The organism is Agrobacterium sp. SORGH_AS 787 (genome assembly GCF_030819035.1).
GTDB classification, from domain to species: Bacteria; Pseudomonadota; Alphaproteobacteria; order Rhizobiales; family Rhizobiaceae; genus Agrobacterium; species Agrobacterium larrymoorei_B.
In genome coordinates, this window is record NZ_JAUTBG010000001.1 from 318,131 (window position 1) to 334,173 (window position 16,043).

The 16,043-nt window shown below is 57.5% G+C and carries 13 protein-coding genes; 4 read left to right on the plus strand and 9 right to left on the minus strand.

The window, feature by feature from the left end; genetic code table 11:
- Nucleotides 1-25 precede the first annotated feature (25 nt).
- From paoC to QE435_RS01395, 8 genes are all read right to left on the minus strand, one after another.
- On the minus strand, nucleotides 26-2,224 hold the full coding sequence (paoC, locus tag QE435_RS01360; protein WP_349039941.1) for an aldehyde oxidoreductase molybdenum-binding subunit PaoC: 2,199 nt from the start codon (nucleotides 2,222-2,224) through the stop codon (nucleotides 26-28).
- A gap of 3 nt (nucleotides 2,225-2,227) precedes the next feature.
- Nucleotides 2,228-3,178 carry a xanthine dehydrogenase family protein subunit M gene (locus QE435_RS01365; protein WP_349039942.1) on the minus strand — a complete coding sequence of 317 codons (951 nt, stop codon included), beginning with the start codon at nucleotides 3,176-3,178 and terminating at the stop codon, nucleotides 2,228-2,230.
- Entirely contained in the window at nucleotides 3,175-3,759 is a 585-nt protein-coding gene (paoA, locus tag QE435_RS01370; RefSeq protein ID WP_349039943.1) for an aldehyde dehydrogenase iron-sulfur subunit PaoA, read from the minus strand. The genes QE435_RS01365 and paoA overlap by 4 nt, the downstream gene beginning before the upstream one ends.
- Nucleotides 3,760-4,002: 243 nt before the next feature.
- On the minus strand, nucleotides 4,003-5,325 hold the full coding sequence (locus tag QE435_RS01375; RefSeq protein ID WP_349039944.1) for a solute carrier family 23 protein: 1,323 nt from the start codon (nucleotides 5,323-5,325) through the stop codon (nucleotides 4,003-4,005).
- Between the two features lie 240 nt (nucleotides 5,326-5,565).
- Entirely contained in the window at nucleotides 5,566-6,639 is a 1,074-nt protein-coding gene (gene ugpC, locus QE435_RS01380) for a sn-glycerol-3-phosphate ABC transporter ATP-binding protein UgpC (protein WP_349039945.1), read from the minus strand.
- Between the two features lie 12 nt (nucleotides 6,640-6,651).
- Nucleotides 6,652-7,500 (minus strand): carbohydrate ABC transporter permease, encoded by an 849-nt coding sequence (locus tag QE435_RS01385; protein WP_349039946.1) that lies wholly within the window; start codon nucleotides 7,498-7,500, stop codon nucleotides 6,652-6,654.
- Nucleotides 7,493-8,431, minus strand: coding sequence for a sugar ABC transporter permease (locus QE435_RS01390; protein WP_349039947.1), 939 nt, complete (start codon nucleotides 8,429-8,431; stop codon nucleotides 7,493-7,495). Before QE435_RS01390 ends, QE435_RS01385 begins: the two co-directional genes overlap by 8 nt.
- A gap of 69 nt (nucleotides 8,432-8,500) precedes the next feature.
- On the minus strand, nucleotides 8,501-9,802 hold the full coding sequence (locus QE435_RS01395) for an extracellular solute-binding protein (protein WP_349039948.1): 1,302 nt from the start codon (nucleotides 9,800-9,802) through the stop codon (nucleotides 8,501-8,503).
- 204 nt (nucleotides 9,803-10,006) lie between these two features.
- On the opposite strand from QE435_RS01395, the gene QE435_RS01400 reads away from it, so the two are divergent.
- From QE435_RS01400 to QE435_RS01410, 3 genes are read left to right on the plus strand one after another with little or no spacing between them, the layout of a single operon-like run.
- Nucleotides 10,007-11,206 carry an ROK family transcriptional regulator gene (locus tag QE435_RS01400; protein WP_309769184.1) on the plus strand — a complete coding sequence of 400 codons (1,200 nt, stop codon included), beginning with the start codon at nucleotides 10,007-10,009 and terminating at the stop codon, nucleotides 11,204-11,206.
- Between the two features lie 36 nt (nucleotides 11,207-11,242).
- On the plus strand, nucleotides 11,243-12,343 hold the full coding sequence (locus QE435_RS01405; protein ID WP_349039949.1) for a Gfo/Idh/MocA family oxidoreductase: 1,101 nt from the start codon (nucleotides 11,243-11,245) through the stop codon (nucleotides 12,341-12,343).
- A gap of 17 nt (nucleotides 12,344-12,360) precedes the next feature.
- Nucleotides 12,361-13,002 (plus strand): ThuA domain-containing protein, encoded by a 642-nt coding sequence (locus tag QE435_RS01410; RefSeq protein WP_062442427.1) that lies wholly within the window; start codon nucleotides 12,361-12,363, stop codon nucleotides 13,000-13,002.
- 81 nt (nucleotides 13,003-13,083) lie between these two features.
- On the opposite strand, the gene QE435_RS01415 is transcribed toward QE435_RS01410, so the two are convergent.
- The gene (locus QE435_RS01415; protein ID WP_349039950.1) at nucleotides 13,084-15,045 is read right to left on the minus strand and encodes an FAD-dependent oxidoreductase; all 1,962 of its coding nucleotides are present in this window, start codon (nucleotides 15,043-15,045) and stop codon (nucleotides 13,084-13,086) included.
- A 5-nt stretch (nucleotides 15,046-15,050) separates the two neighbouring features.
- On the opposite strand from QE435_RS01415, the gene QE435_RS01420 reads away from it, so the two are divergent.
- The gene (locus QE435_RS01420) at nucleotides 15,051-15,920 is read left to right on the plus strand and encodes a YiiG family protein (RefSeq protein WP_349039951.1); all 870 of its coding nucleotides are present in this window, start codon (nucleotides 15,051-15,053) and stop codon (nucleotides 15,918-15,920) included.
- Nucleotides 15,921-16,043 lie beyond the last annotated feature (123 nt).

The window sequence follows — 16,043 nt, forward strand, 5'->3', positions numbered from 1 at the left end:
TGGCAAAAAGGCCACCGAAGTTCGGTTATGCAAGCTCAGGCAACTTGCTGATCAGCTTGTCCAGGGTCACAGGGTAATTTCGAACCCGGATTCCCGTGGCATTATAGATCGCGTTGGCGATGGCTGCGGAGACCCCGCACAGACCAAGTTCTCCGATACCCTTTGCTTTCATTGGCGACGAATAGGGATCGGTTTCGTCCATGAAGATGACCTCCTGATGCGGAATGTCGGCATGGACCGGCACCTCGTACCCGGCGAGATCATGATTGACGAAGAAGCCGTGCCGCGTGTCGACCGCAAGCTCCTCGGAGAGAGCCCCACCCGCGCCCATCGTCATGGCGCCGATCACCTGGCTCCGAGCCGTAATCGGGTTCAAGATTCGTCCCGCAGCACAGACCGCCAGCATGCGGCGGATGCGCGTCTCGCCGGTTGCCACGTCAACGCCGACTTCGACGAAGTGGCCGCCGAATGTAGACTGCTGATGGGTTTTTGTCAGGTCGCCCCACTCCATCGAGTCTTCGCCAACAAGGCCATCATGTCCGGCGGCGTCTGACAGCGCTACCGTGCGATTACCTGAACGCACCTTGCCGTCCTCAAAGACCACGTCGGATGAGTTGAAGCCAAGCTTGCTCGCGACAGCTTCGCGGAGTTTGACGCAGGCCGCGTAGACACCGGACGTTGCGGAATTCGCACCGAACTGTCCACCCGAACCGGCTGAGATGGGGAAGTTGGAATCTCCCAGCCGAACGACCACGTCCTCCACCGAAACGCCCATCATCTCTGCGGCAGTTTGAGCGATGATCGTATAGCTGCCGGTGCCGATGTCGGTCATATCGGTTTCGACGGTAACAATGCCATCGCTGCCGAGTCTCACCTTTGCACCGGACGGCATGACAAGATTGTTGCGGAAGGCTGCCGCAACGCCCATGCCGATCATCCAGTTTCCCTCGCGACGTTCTGTGGGACCGGTCCGCTTGTCCCATCCGAACGTCTCCGCACCACGCTTCAAACACCCGATAAGGTCGCGGTAGGAGAAAGGCCGATCGGGATTCTCCGGATCGACCTGGGTATCGTTCTTGATCCTGAACTCGATCGGATCCATCCCCAACTTCTCTGCCATCTCATCGATAGCGATTTCCAATGCCATCAGCCCCGGAGCCTCACCCGGTGCCCGCATGGCATTGCCTTCCGGCAGGTCGAGAGTGGCGAGCTTCATCGCCGTCATCCGGTTCGCTCCGCCATAGAGCAGCCGCGTTTGCATAACCGCCACTTCCGGCTGGCCACCAGGCAAATCGCCAGACCAGCTTTCATGCGCGATTGCCGTGATCTTACCGTCTCGTTCGGTGCCGATCCGGATGCGTTGTATAGTGGCTGGACGATGAGTGGTGTTGTTCGGCATCATCGGACGAGGAAGCGTGACCTTGACCGGACGCTGAACGGACTTCGCCGCGAAGGCTGCAAGCACGGCATCTGCCCTGAGGAATAACTTACCACCGAAGCCGCCGCCAATATAGGGCGACACGACACGAACATTGTCCTTATCGACGCCAAGCGTCGTCGCAAGATCGCCACGCCACCAGTCGATCATCTGGCTCGAGGTCCAGACGGTCACCTTGTCGCCTTCCCACGCAGCGATCGACGCATGGGGCTCCATCATCGCATGAGATTGATCAGGCGTTGTGTATTCGGCATCGAGCGTTACAGGTGCTGCTGCGAAAGCGGCGTCGAATTCACCGGCGGAGCTTTCCGGCTCTGTCTTTGGATCCGGGGTCTCGGCATTATCCATCTCCGCCCGCAGATCGAACCGTCCCTTGGCCGGCGCATAAACGACGCAAACCAGCGATGCAGCCGCACGCGCCTGCTCGAACGTCTGGGCCGCAACGATCGCGATCGCTTGGTGATAGTGCTGTACTTCGCTTCCGCCAAAGAGTTTGGCGGTATTGTACTCGCCCTTCTCGAGATCGCCGACATCGAGCGTGGTGATCACGTCCAAAACACCCGGTGCGGCTTTTGCAGCAGATGTATCGATGGAGGTCACATGGCCCTTGGCGATCGCTGAACCGACCGGATATCCGTAGGCATAGGGAACGCCTGGTTCATGCCGCTCATAGGCGTAGATCGCCTGACCTGTTGTCTTCAATTGTCCATCAATGCGGTGGACCGGCTTACCGACGACCTTCAATCGATCGATGGGGTTTGTTGTCGCTGGCTTTTCAAACTTCATCGATTAAACCCTCGCTTCTGCAAGAACTGCGCCGAGCGTTCTTTCGACCAGATCAATTTTGAATGCGTTTTCGCTCGTCGGACGCGCGCCCTCCATCAATGCTGTGGACATGGCACGCGCGCCGTTCGGCAACTCGCCTTCAGCGCCTTCGACACGCCAAGGTTTGTGAGCAACACCGCCGACGGCAACTTTCCCAGAACCGTCCGGCTTGATGACAGCCGCGACGGACACAAGCGCAAAAGCGTAGGATGCGCGGTCGCGCACTTTGCGATAGATTTGTGCTCCACCCTCTGGCTTCGGCAAAACCACGCTGGTGATGAGTTCTCCTGGCTGCAATTCCGTCTCGATGTGCGGGGTATCGCCCGGCAGCCGATAAAACTCTTCAAGCGTCATAGAGCGCTCGGTTCCGTCCAGCTTGACCGTCTCGACCTTTGCGTCCAGAGCCCGCAGCGCCACGGACATGTCGCTCGGATGAGTAGCGATGCAGGCGTCGCTCACCCCAATGACAGCAAGCTGACGAGTGTATCCCCCAATGGCGGAACAGCCGCTTCCCGGCTGCCTCTTGTTACAAGCCTGGTTAGGATCGTAGAAGTAAGGACAGCGCGTGCGTTGCAAAAGATTGCCTGCTGTCGTCGCCTTGTTTCGCAGCTGCCCGGAGGCACCCGCCACAAGCGCACGTGACAGAAGCGGATAGTCGCGACGCACCGTCTCATCCGCAGCCAGATCAGTGTTTCTGACGAGAGCACCAATTCTTAAGCCACCCTCGGATGTGGTCTCGACTTGGTCCAGGCCAAGTCCATTGACGTCAATGAGGTGTGTGGGTCTCTCGATTTCTAGCTTCATCAGGTCAAGGAGGTTAGTGCCACCGGCGATAAACTTTGCTCCGTCATGCTGGGCAGCGGACTCTGCGGCGCCTTTGATCGACGTGGCTCGCTCGTAGGAAAACTCTCTCATGCGCTTACTCCCGCAACATCTTCAATGGCTTCGAGAATGTTGGAGTAAGCCCCGCATCGACAGAGATTCCCGCTCATGCGCTCTCGCACTTCCAAGGCCGAAAGCATGGTTGGCTCTGTCAGATCAGCTGTGACATGGCTCGGAATATTCGCCTTTATTTCTTCCAGAACAGCGACGGCAGAACAGATCTGTCCCGGCGTGCAATAGCCACACTGAAAGCCGTCGTGCTTGATGAACGCCGCCTGCATCGGGTGCAGATTGTCCGGCTCACCCAGACCTTCGATGGTGGTGATCTCATCACCTTCATGCATGACCGCAAGCGTCAGACAGGCATTGATGCGACGGCCATTAACCATGACAGTACATGCGCCGCACTGGCCGTGGTCGCATCCCTTTTTTGTTCCTGTAAGGTGCAGGTGCTCGCGTAGAGCGTCAAGGAGGGTGGTGCGGTTATCGAGTGTCAGGCGTTCCGCTTTGCCATTGACCTCGAACGTTACTTCAGTTCTGCTTTGCAAGGCTCTGTCCTTCGTGTCTGCGGCACAAACAAGATTGCGCCTCCCCACCGCAATCGGTGCAGTCAACGGGACAAGCCATTGTCGACGTTAAAGTTCCAAACCTGGAGAACGTTTTCCTAAGGAGCTGTTCGTAAAGCTGACCTGCTGAAAGATTTCCCGCCCTCGTTGGAAAGACGCTCTCAAACCTTCGTCATTGAGATCAGGAGGCGACGCAAGACATGAAACAAACACAGTGTAACGAGCAGTTGTGTTGAGACGGTTTCGTCCCACCACGCACCAGACTCGTCACGCCTGCGATAAGCGACTGCGTTACTTACCTTGTCCTGTCTTACCGAGGCCAAGCAGGTGGTAGAAGGCAATCGCTCCGATTGTCGCCGTCCCGATACCGTCCAGCGTAAAGACGCCGACATTGAGCTTGAAATTGCCGGCGCCCAGAACCAACGCGATACCGACGGTGATCAGGTTTCGCGGCTCGGAGAAATCAACCTTGTTCTCGACCCAAATCCGGCCCGCCGTCGCGGCGATAAGTCCGAAGACGACCATAGAAAGTCCACCGATCACCGGCCCCGGTATTGTCTGGATGAGCGCGCCGAACTTCGGAGAGAAGCCGAGAATGATGGCGACGAAGGCCGCGACGACGAAGACAAGCGTGGAGAAGATGCGGGTAATCGCCATGACGCCCATGTTTTCGGCATAGGTCGTCATACCTGTTCCACCGAAGGCGCCTGAGAAGATGGTTGCGATGCCATCGCCGATAAAGGCGCGACCCAAATAGGGATCGAGATCACGCCCCGTCATTGCTCCGATTGCCTTGATGTGCCCGAGGTTTTCCGCCACCAGAATGACGACGACCGGAGCAATGAGGCCGATGGCCGAGGCGGAGAAGACCGGCGTTGTGAAGCTTGGCATGCCTAGCCATGAAGCCGCTTCGACGCCGGAAAAATCGACCGGCTTACCAAGACCTAATCCGTTCGCGATCACAAGGTAGACAAGATAGGCGATCGCACCGCCGAGCAAAATGGGCAATCGCCGCGCCATGCCAGGAGCGTAGACCGCGATCGCACCAACCGATGTAACTGTCAGGATCGCAATCCAACGTGAGATCTGGTCGCCATCGGGATTACCAGGGCCTGTGCCAGACGCGCTTGCGATCGCAATCGGCGCAAGGACCAGACCGATCGCAGCGACGATTGCCCCGGTCAGCACCGGCGGCATCAGCTTTTCGATCCAGTTGTGGCCGGCGATCATGACGATGACACCGATCAGTGCATAGAGCACCCCAGCGGCAATGATGCCGCCAAGCGCAAGCGCGATATTCGGGCTCGCAGCTCCCGCAGCCGCACCTGTCGCGACCAGAACCGGCCCGATGAAGGCGAAGGACGAGCCGAGATAGCTCGGCACACGGCCACCCACAGCGATGAAGAAGATCAGCGTCGAAATGCCGGAAAACAAAATCGAAACGTTGGGATCGAAGCCCATGATCAGAGGCGCGAGAACCGTGGAGCCAAACATCGCCACCACATGCTGCAGGCCCAGCACCGCGGTTTGTCCGCCGGGCAATCGCTCGTCGGGCATGATCCGCCCTTCGGTCTTCAGTCGCCAGCGAGGAAAATAGCCGCCCATATTGCTCATTGTCGTCCTCCCACGAACGCTACGGCTTCGCGCTGGCGAGTCTCCGGAGCCAGCTCCCCACCGTGCAAAATCTTCTTTTGGTGATTTACGCCTGCCGCGCGGTGTCGAATCGTCGGTGGCGCATCTCTTCGGAGGTAGCGCGATAGCTGTGGCCTGTCATCGGTGCGGGATCGTTTCCCACTGTTCTTGTATGTTCGGCAGCTTAATGATTTCCCGCTAACATTGAGAGAGGCGTCTGCTTCAGAGAGCCAACCCGCTCGCCCTGTCGAAAACATGGACCCGCTCGTGATTGATATTGGCTGCGAACAGCGAATTCGTCCTCACCAATTGTTCGCCATCAACCACCGCTGTCACATGGTGGCCGGCAAGATCGAAAACCACATGGGTCTGCGCACCCGTCGGTTCGACCAGTAACGTCTTGCCAGAGACGGTGATGTCGCCTTCGCCGCCCATGGCGAAATGCTCAGGGCGTAGTCCGATCGTCACCGATTGCCCGCGCCTGACCTTGCGATCGGTGGAAATACGGATCGCCGTGCCGTTATCCAGCCGCGCTGCCGGTGCGCCGTCCTCGCCGTCGACGATGCATTCGATAAGGTTCATGGCAGGCGAACCGATGAAAGCAGCGACGAAGAGATTGGCGGGCTTCTTGTAAAGCTCGAGCGGCGTTCCCTGCTGCTCGATGCGCCCCTGATTGAGGACGACGACGCGGTCGGCGAGCGTCATGGCTTCGATCTGATCATGCGTCACATAGATCGACGTGGTGCCGACCTTCTGATGCAGCGTTTTGATTTCGCTGCGCATCTGCACGCGCAGTTTCGCGTCGAGATTGGACAATGGCTCGTCGAAAAGAAAGACCGCCGGATTGCGCACGACAGCGCGACCCATGGCCACGCGCTGGCGCTGGCCGCCGGAAAGCTGCGAGGGTTTGCGATCCAGCAGATTGGCAAGGTCCAGCATCCGCGCGGCCTCAGTGACACGCTCCTCGATCACCGCCTTGGGTTGACCGGCGATCTTCAGATTGAATCCCATATTCTCGGCGACCGTCATATGCGGATAAAGCGCATAGGACTGAAACACCATGGCGATGTTGCGCTCCCTCGGCGTCATCTCGTTGACGATCTTGCCGCCGATCAGGACGTCGCCATCGGTAATTTCCTCAAGCCCGGCAATCATGCGCAGCAGCGTGGACTTGCCGCATCCGGAAGGCCCAACGAGCGCGATGAATTCGCCATCGGATATCTCCAGCGAAATGCCGTGAATGACGCCAAGCGAGCCGTAGGTCTTGCGAATATCTTTCAGTTCTACAGATGCCATTGTCTTCCCCTCTCAGGACTTGACGGCGCCGGCCGTCAGACCCGCGATGATGTGTTTTTGCGCTAAGAAGAACACGATGATGGTCGGCAGGATCGTCATGGTGATGAAGGCCAGCACCAGCTGCCATTCCGTGCCGAACTCGCCGCGATAGACCATGATGCCGAGCGGCCATGGATATTTGGCTTCCGAGTTGAGCATGATGAGCGGCAGGATATAGCTGTTCCAGCTGCCGACAAAGGAGACGATACCGACCGTCGCGATGATGGGGCGCGAGAGCGGCATGGAGATGTACCAGAAGAATTTCAGGTAGCCGCAGCCATCGACGAACGCTGCCTGGAACAGTTCGTCAGGGAGATTTCTGAAATAGTTGCGGAAGAGCAGGATGCTCATTCCCAGACCAAAGGCCACCTGCGGCAGCACGACGCCCCAATAGGTGTCCAGCAGCCCAAGATCGCGGATACGGATAAAGAGGGGCAGGATGGCTGTCGCAGCCGGAAACATCAGTCCGAGTAGGAAGTAATTGAGCAGAAAGTTCGAGCCAAAGAATTTCACATGCGCGAAGGTGAAGGCTGCCATCGCCGAGACGACAAGCGTTAGGAACACCGTCAGAACGGCAATGACGAGCGAGTTGAAAATCTGCAACCAGTAGCGCTTGCCAAACAGGATATCGCCGTAGTTTGCCCACTGCCACTCGGCTGGCAGACCGAAAGGATTGACGCGCAGATCGCCGAGCGTCTTGAAGCCTCCAAGCGCCGTCGTTAGCAGCGGTATCAGTACGATGGCGGCAATCAGGGTCAGCGACACATAGAGGTAGATCCTCGTCTGGACGCTGACGCGAACGGATGTGGATGTGTCAGTCATGGCGCATGAAAATCCTTTTGTAACCGAAGGCAAGCGTGACGCAGATGATGAACAGCACCACCCCGACAGCGCTTCCAAGCCCGACCTGCATGCGCATGACGCCGTATGTGTAAAGGAAGGTCACCATCGTCTGAGTGGAGTTGGAAGGACCACCGCCCGTCAGCGGCATAATCATGTCAAAGAGCTGCAAGGAGCCGATCACGGCAAAGAAAATCGAAAGGCGCACGGTTGAGCCGAGCATCGGCAGGGTCACGTAGCGAAACTTCTGCCAGCCGGTAGCCCCATCGATCTCGGCCGCCTCCAGCACGTTCTTGTCCACCGACTGCAAGCCGGCAATGAACAACATCATGTGGAAACCAAAATATTTCCAGACGATGACGGCAAGCACGGCATAGATTGCAACATCCTTATCCGCCAGCACATAGGGGTTGGCGAACCCGAAGAAGTTCGAAATGGCGGCAAAGAGACCGTAGTCGCCGTCATAGACAAAGCGCCAGATCAGGCCGGCGGCGACATCTGCCAGAACATAGGGCAGAAAGAAGACGAGGCGAAATGCCACGACGCCTGGTATGCGATGGGCCAACATCGTCGCAAGCCAGATCGCCAGCGGGATCTGAATGCAAATAGAGATGACGATGATCAGCGCATTGTTGATCAGCGCCTGCGAGAAGGCAGCATTGCCGAACAGAACCTGAAAGTTCTTGAGCCCGATGAACTCGCTCGGCGTTCCGTAGCCGTTCCAACGGTAGAGGCTGTACCAGGCCGCCTCCCCCATCGGCAGGATCACGAAGAGGGTGAACAACAGCAGCGCCGGAGGCAGAAAAATCAACAATGTCAGCGCGCGGTCATGCGCAACGGAGCTCCGCTTCCGCTTCGACTTGACCACCGGGCTCGCCAGCGCGGGCGCTGCATTCATGGAAATATTGGTCATATTAACCGCTTTCGTATTCACGCAATGGCGATGGGCACCGCGCAAGCGGCGCCCATCGTTCAGGCGGGATCAGCGAAGCTCGAAAGCATCCTGGATCTGCTGCGCGCCCTCTTCAGGCGTCATTTGACCGGAGACAACCTCGACCGAAATGTCGTTAACGACGCGGCCGACAGCGGCACCGAGGGTCTGGTCGAAGAAGTTTTGATGCCACGTCGAGGCGGCCAGCTGCTTGGCGGAATCGGCCATCAATGGATCCTTGACCGCTTCACTCGCGCCGACTGCGACGGGTAAGATCATGCCCGCTGCCGCGAGCTTCTTCTCGTTATCGGCGTTGGTAAGGAAGGTGGCGAAGTCGATAGCCTCTTTCGACGCATTCTTCGTAACCGCCCATCCGTTCAGACCACCAAGCGTATCGGTGGCTTTACCGGCACCGCCCTCGACCATCGGAAAAGCAAAGCGACCGAGATTGTCGGACGAAAGGCCTTTGCCATCACCAGCATTCTTACGCTGGTTGGCTTCCGTGTTATCGAAACCAAGGATCATTGCTGCCTTGCCGTCGCCAAAGACGCCAAGCGCCTGCGGCCAGGTGGCGCCAAGATAGCCTGGTTGGAACGGCTCAAGCTTACCGAATTCCGCAAGCTGCTCCCCGGCCTTGATGATGGCAGGGTCCATAAAGCCTTCGCCCTCGCCCTTGCTCGCCGCCTCGAAGACCGCCTGGCCTCCATTGCGCATGACGAGATAGCTCCAGTAGAAATGGATCGGCCATTTCTCGCCACCGCCACCGGCAATCGGAACGATGCCGGCTTCCTTGATCTTCTTCACTGCGGCGCCAAGATCATCCCATGTCTTGATGTCGTCGGCCTTGACGCCTGCCTTGGAAAACAGCTCTTTGTTGTAGAAGAAGCTGACGAGGCTGACGCGATACGGCACAGCCCACACTTTGCCATCGAAGGACAGGCCATCGATGGCGGCCGGGTTATAGGTGTTTCGAATCTTGCCGCCATCGGCATCGAAAATTTCGGTCAGATCCTTGAGTGCCCCTGTCTTCGATTGCTCCTCAAGCACGCCACCGCCCCAGCTGTAGAAGAAGTCCGGCACGTCGTTCGACTGCAAAAGGGTGGGGAGCTTGGCCTTGAAGGCTTCGTTTTCCAGAAATTGCAGCTGGATATCGACATCTGGATGTTGCGTCTCGTAATCCTTGGCAATCTCCTCCCAGACAGCCACGGATTTCGGATCGAGTTCGACATGCATCCACTTAACGACAGTTGCGGCAGAAACGCTTGCTGCGCCGAGCATGAAGGTAATGGCTGTGGTCGAGGCAAGCGTGATCAGCTTGCCGCCCAGGCTTGCGCCCGCGTGCATATACGTCATGATGATGATCCTCCCGGGGACTTCCTCACATTTATTCCCCACTCCGAATTAATTCATATAAGAATTCACTTACTGTCAAGGCGGCACGACTATTTTTCCAGTCGACGCTTGACATGGCGACGCATCTCAACGCTATTTAATCCGCGATCCGATATTAATCGGACGTCCTGATTTGCTCTGCTCAAGCTCGCTGCGACTGGACCCATGAAGACTGCCGACCCCGAACTGATGCGTGCAATCAATCGCTTGAACGTCCTCGACACTATCCGTCGTCACGGTCCTATTTCACGCGTGGAAATCAGTGAGAGGACGCAGTTGTCCACCACCACTGTTTCGGCAATAACGGCATCGTTACTCGATGACGGCCTCATTCTCTCTCGCCACCTTGGCGATATACGGACTGAAGGCGCCCGAGGCCGTCCCCGCGTGATGCTGGAGCTCAATCCGGATGCTGCCCGCGTGGTTGGTGCGAAGATCGCCGCTAACCGCATGGTCTTCGTCCTCACTGATTTCTGCGGCAATGTCTTGTCGTCGCTCTCGCTGCCAATTCGCATCGACCGCCAGCCGATCGGCGTGATTGCAGACCTGATCGAAGACGGCGTTCGTCGATGCGTTGTCGATGCAGGGCTCTCGCTCGAAGATGTCGACCGCGTTTGTCTTGGCCTGCCCGGCGTAATCGAGCATCGTACCGGCAAGATCCGCTTCAGCCCGGTGCTAAGGGAAGTCAACATCGATTTTGCCGACGAGATGACGGCGCGCTTTGGAACGCCTACCATCATCGAAAGCGATGCCCATGCCGTGACACTTGGCCACCACTGGTTTGGCAAGGCGCGCGATCTTGAGGACATGGTGCTGATTTCGCTGGAGCAGACGCTCGGCCTCGGCGTGCTGCACAGAAACGATCTCTTCCGCGGCGCTGGCGGCCTCAGCCACAATCTCGGCGATCTCGTGCTTGTGGCGAGCCCGGAAGGTACGGTCCGGCTCGCAAGTCAGGCGGGCGAAAATGCGATCCTTGCCTCGCGGCCTGCTGACGGTCGTTTTGCCGAGGCGATCCGGCTGGGGCGCGGCATTCAACATGCGCAGGCGCTGGTTCTTGCGCAGGACAATGATCTTATCGCAGCCGCCCAACGCGCGGGCGCGGCGATTGGCCTGACGCTTGCCAATATCGTGACCTTGTTTGCTCCGCCGCGAGTCATCTTCGTCGGCTCCAGCCTCGATCTCGGCGCCCCTTTCATCGATAGCATCAGGAGCGCCTACGAAATTTCCGTGCCGCCATCCCTTCAGGGCGTGGCGGAACTGGTTTTCGACAATTGCAGCGACGAACTTTGGGCACAGGGGGCTGCGGCTGTCGCGCTTTACGAACTCTACGAATCGCCTTGGAACACCACAGGCCCAGCTCTCTGAGGAGTGAGCGGGCACAGCATGATGGGAGAGAAGAATATGCAAAAGGTCGGCATCGGCATCATCGGGTGCGGCAATATCTCGGGCGCTTACTTGAAGGCGATGGCATCGTTCCCGATCCTCGACATCAAGGGTGTCGCGGATATGAACGCGGACATGGCCAAAGCAAAGGCCGAGGAATTTAAGGTCGCCGCTCGAAGCGTAGATGAACTGCTGGCGGATCCGGAGATCGAGATCATCGTCAACCTGACTATCCCCAAGGCGCATGTCGAGGTGAGTTTGAGAGCGCTGGATGCCGGCAAGCACACCTATTCCGAAAAGCCGCTTGGCATCAACTTCGCCGAAGGCAAAAAGCTTGCCGAAGCGGCCAAGGCGAAGGGTCTCCGCATCGGTGCAGCGCCCGATACGTTTCTTGGCGGCGGTCATCAGACGGCGCGAACCCTTATCGATCAAGGCGTTCTTGGCACACCCGTCGGGGGTACTGCGACATTCATGTGCCCGGGACATGAACGGTGGCACCCTAACCCCGCCTTCTATTACGAAGTCGGCGGCGGACCGATGCTGGACATGGGACCCTATTATATCACCGACCTCGTCAACCTCTTCGGACCAGTCGCCAAGGTGGCAGGCTTTGCCTTCTCTCCACGCGCAGAGCGGCTGATTACCAGCGAGCCCCGCAACGGCGAAAAAATCCCGGTTCATGTGGCGACCCATGTGGCAGGCGCGCTAGCATTCCAGAACGGCGCAATCGTTCAGGTCGGCATGAGCTTCGACGTGGCAGGGCACAAGCATGTCCCGCTTGAACTTTACGGCACTGAAGGAACCCTTTTGGTGCCAGATCCCAACCACTTCGGTGGCGACGTTCAACTGCTCAAGAAGGGTGGCGAGTTCGAAGTTCAAGACCTGTCTTCCCCTTATGCCGATGGCAACTACCGATCGATCGGCGTCGCGGACATGGCCCATGCCATCCGCTCCAATAGCCAACACCGAGCGAATGGCGATCTGGCCCTGCACGTTCTTGAAGTCATGGAAGCGTTCCAAACCGCATCCGATACCGGCACAACCGTTTCGATCACCACCGTTGTCGAACGCCCGGCCCCGCTGGCTGAGTCACTTGTCGATGGCCGGATTGGTCAATAATTCTGAGGAGGAATAAAATGCGTGAAGCACTGATAGTCTGGGGTGGCTGGAGCGGCCACGAGCCCGAGGAATGCTCGGTCATCATCAAGGATCTCCTCGAAGAGGAAGGCTTCAAGGTCTATGTCGAGCATAGCACCGAAGCCTTCGCCGATCCGTCTGTCCATGATCTCAGCCTCGTCGTTCCGATCGTCACCATGTCCAAGATCGAAAAGGAGGAGATCAAGAATCTCGCTACCGCCGTCGAAAACGGTGTTGGCATCGCCGGATATCACGGTGGTGCCGGCGACAGCTTTCGCGAATGCGTCGAGTATCAATTCATGATCGGTGGACAATGGGTTGCCCACCCCGGCAACATCATCGACTACACCGTCAACATCACCAAGCCGGAAGACCCGATCATGGCGGGCATTACCGATTTCCCCTACACGTCCGAGCAATATTACATGCACGTCGACCCTTCGAACGAGGTTCTCGCGACGACGACCTTTACCGGCGATCACGCATGGTGGATCGATGGCGTCGTCATGCCGGTCGCCTGGAAGCGCAACTACGGAAAAGGCCGCGTTTTCTATTCATCGCTCGGTCACCAGGCAAAGGAATTCGCTGTACCGCAGATGCGGGAAATTTTCCGCCGCGGCGCCAATTGGGCGGCGCGCTGACATTGTGGGAATTGACCTGATGCAAAGCCGCGTGCGTTCGAGCGCGCGTCTTCGCATAATGGTGCACTACGGAGACGGAAATTAGCTAATAACAACCCGCTGAGCGGAGTCTTTGGCTTTGAGCGTCTCTACCAAGTGGTCTGCCAGGCGCATACTGAGCGCGACGGCCGGCATAGTGGGATTGGCATGCCCGCCCGTAGGGAAGACGCAACTCCCGGCAATGAAAAGATTGCTGACGCCGTGCACTTTGCAGTCATGATCGACAACGCCATCTTCAGGTGATGTGCTCATCCGCGTCAAGCCGATCTGGTGAAAGCCGTCAAAGGCCTGGTCACGCAGCGCTTGCAGCCGCTCGGATGCCGGGTGCAGGTAATCAAGCTTTCCCATCCCTCTTTCTTTCAGCCATCGATCGAGAACAGCATGAGACCTCTCTATCGATACAAGGTCCTCATCACGCACCCGATAATCGATCGCAACCGTTGCCACGTGATCCTCCTCCGTCGAAGGCGACGGCACAACGGTGCTGGACATGTCGGGAGCCTGTTCGGCATGGTAGCGCAGCAGATAGCGCCGGGCGGGATTGACGATCGGCGCTCTCCGATCACGGCGCCGGAGCAGTTGGCCGATTGTCATGCGTATATCCCTCAGGGCTGACATCGAGGGGACGAGATTGCGAAGATGATCCCGGTAGCGCGTACCTCTTCGGAGCTGAGAGCCAGCGGCTTTACCATTGGCGAAAAAGCGATAAAGCCCGGTCAGTTGAAGAGCGAGAAACACGGCTGACAGTCCGGCGGAATGGTGGAGGGCATTCGAGATGGAGATCGTGTCGAGCCAGAAGACGCAATTGAGTAGGCCGAGGCGCTGTTGCGCATCACAGGAAAGCTGGAAACGGCGCCGAAAGATGCCTCCGCCTTTTGTCGCTTGAAACGACAGGGCATCGACGCTGACATCGTCCTGTAGTTCTACAATGGCAATGTAGCCTGTCAGATGACCTTGGTAGAAGCGCCCAAGAGCAGGGGAAAGGCCATCGGGATGCGCCTTGTGCAATTGGTGGAGCAATTGCACGTTTCCAATCCCGCCTGCGGCGAGCACCAGCCTTTGAGAAGGAATTCGCGAGGTCCCCGCTTTGCCTTGAAGGTGCAAATGCGTGACGGCGCGTTCGGAATCGAGCTCGATCGAACTGAGAACCGTGTCTGGGAGAAAATGGATCAGCTTGGATTGCTCGATCCTTTTGCGGTACTCCAGGCCAAGGTTGGGCTTGGAACTCCACCATTCTATCGCGTTGCGGTGAACGTCACCGGAAGAGCGGTCTATTTGCTCCTCACCTAAGTCGGTGTCCGCGACATACAAAAACTTCAGCGCGTCTTCATAGTAGCGGCTTACCTCCTCATGGGAGATCGGCCATCCGGAGTTGGGAACGTATGGGCGCTGAAGAAAATCGATGTCGTCGAACGCGACGCACCGCCCTCCCCACAGCGAAGACGTGCCGCCTAGGCCACTGGCGGTGGCAGACATCAAGGGTGCGTGATGGTGATTTGCGACACTGACATGGCGTCCTGCCTCACTACTCTCACCCGCTTCCACCAGGAGAACGGAAATGCCCTGCTCTTCCAACCTGCATGCAAGAGCAAGGCCGACCGGACCAGCTCCAACGATGCAGACCTGAAACGGTATCGATGTCGCGTCAAGCGCGGTGTGAATCATGGCTTCCCATTTCTGCGGACCATGACCACTAAAGGGCGATACCACAGTCATGACAACGACCAGATCTTGTCCTTCACTTTCTACCCGAAGATTGCCCAAAAACGGGCGACCGATCCCTCGCGGGAGGTCGATCCAACCCTCAAGCGAACGCGAAATCCCACTCAACGCAGAACCCGCGCCGATCTGATCAAACGTACCTTCTCTGAAAAAGCCCTGGTAAAAAAACGCACCTTCCGGCTGCAACGCAAAGGAGTACCAAGGCGGACGGATCAACGAGGAAGCATCTGATAAAGGAGAGAGATTTGAAAAAACTGATAAGGTTTTTTGTTTGTCTGGCATTCACGATGGCTCTGGCTCCAACTGCTTGGGCACAATCTGGAGAAGAGGATCATGGTGCCACCGTCGAGAAAATGAATGCCTATGTCGGCTTTATGAACCGCGCAATCCGCGCGTCTGACTCTCTTTCCCGCTATGAAAGCTGGGTGAACATGAAGAAGGGTCCGACCGGAAAAGAACGCATCATATATGGCCTCTACGCACCCTATGACGTTCGCACCGAGATTGCAGCGGCGGAAGAAGCAACGGGTGCTGAGCCCAAGATGCCAGAGCTCGACGCAGCGATGACACGTTTCATCGCCGTCTATAAGGAGCTTGCACCGGTTCTGGAAAAGGCCAGCAAGTACTATGACCGCTCGGACTACAAGAGCGACAAGATGCAGGGCGGCAAAGAATTTCACGCTCAGATCGTCAAGTTCGCGGACGAATTCTCAAAAGCGCGGACGGAGGCCGACACGCTTCTGGCAAAAGAGAAGCGTCAAATCGACTTGCAGGAACTGGCAGCGCTGGAGAAAGCTGAGGGCAAGAAATCCCGCTGGCAGGTGCGCAATATCATGATCAAGGCCCAGGCCGTCATGGAGACCTTACCGAGCGGCGGTGAGACCAAAGTCGATCTCGGTGCCTACGATAGCTCGCTCAAGGACTATGCCGAAGCCGTCAAGGTATTCGACGACTACGCGACTGAGCATCCCGGCTCGTTCCACGTGTTTGAATCCAGCCCAGCTACACTCCTCAGCAAGCTGCGTGACTTTCAGGAAAAACTGCAGAAGTCCAAGGGCGATGCTCGCAAAGCCGCCAACGATCTGGAGTGGATCTATAACGACTACAATATGATGGTCTCCACCTCGCAGAGCGCGACAATGTTTTCCAAGGACTAAAGCATGTCGCGCAAAAGTGTGCAGTGGTTTTGCGATAACGACAAGCGATAACAAAGACCTAAAGCGTATGAGCGAATCTGAAAGATCGCGACACGCTTTAATCCGCTCTCGTATGGATCCCTG

Bases quoted from the DNA above. Each gene is read 5' to 3' on its own strand.
- paoC (WP_349039941.1), bottom strand. From the start codon at position 2,224: ATGAAGTTTGAAAAGCCAGCGACAACAAACCCCATCGATCGATTGAAG.
- QE435_RS01365 (WP_349039942.1), bottom strand. From the start codon at position 3,178: ATGAGAGAGTTTTCCTACGAGCGAGCCACGTCGATCAAAGGCGCCGCA.
- QE435_RS01375 (WP_349039944.1), bottom strand. From the start codon at position 5,325: ATGAGCAATATGGGCGGCTATTTTCCTCGCTGGCGACTGAAGACCGAA.
- ugpC (WP_349039945.1), bottom strand. From the start codon at position 6,639: ATGGCATCTGTAGAACTGAAAGATATTCGCAAGACCTACGGCTCGCTT.
- QE435_RS01385 (WP_349039946.1), bottom strand. From the start codon at position 7,500: ATGACTGACACATCCACATCCGTTCGCGTCAGCGTCCAGACGAGGATC.
- QE435_RS01390 (WP_349039947.1), bottom strand. From the start codon at position 8,431: ATGACCAATATTTCCATGAATGCAGCGCCCGCGCTGGCGAGCCCGGTG.
- QE435_RS01395 (WP_349039948.1), bottom strand. From the start codon at position 9,802: ATGACGTATATGCACGCGGGCGCAAGCCTGGGCGGCAAGCTGATCACG.
- QE435_RS01400 (WP_309769184.1), top strand. From the start codon at position 10,007: ATGAAGACTGCCGACCCCGAACTGATGCGTGCAATCAATCGCTTGAAC.
- QE435_RS01405 (WP_349039949.1), top strand. From the start codon at position 11,243: ATGCAAAAGGTCGGCATCGGCATCATCGGGTGCGGCAATATCTCGGGC.
- QE435_RS01410 (WP_062442427.1), top strand. From the start codon at position 12,361: ATGCGTGAAGCACTGATAGTCTGGGGTGGCTGGAGCGGCCACGAGCCC.
- QE435_RS01415 (WP_349039950.1), bottom strand. From the start codon at position 15,045: ATGCCAGACAAACAAAAAACCTTATCAGTTTTTTCAAATCTCTCTCCT.
- QE435_RS01420 (WP_349039951.1), top strand. From the start codon at position 15,051: ATGGCTCTGGCTCCAACTGCTTGGGCACAATCTGGAGAAGAGGATCAT.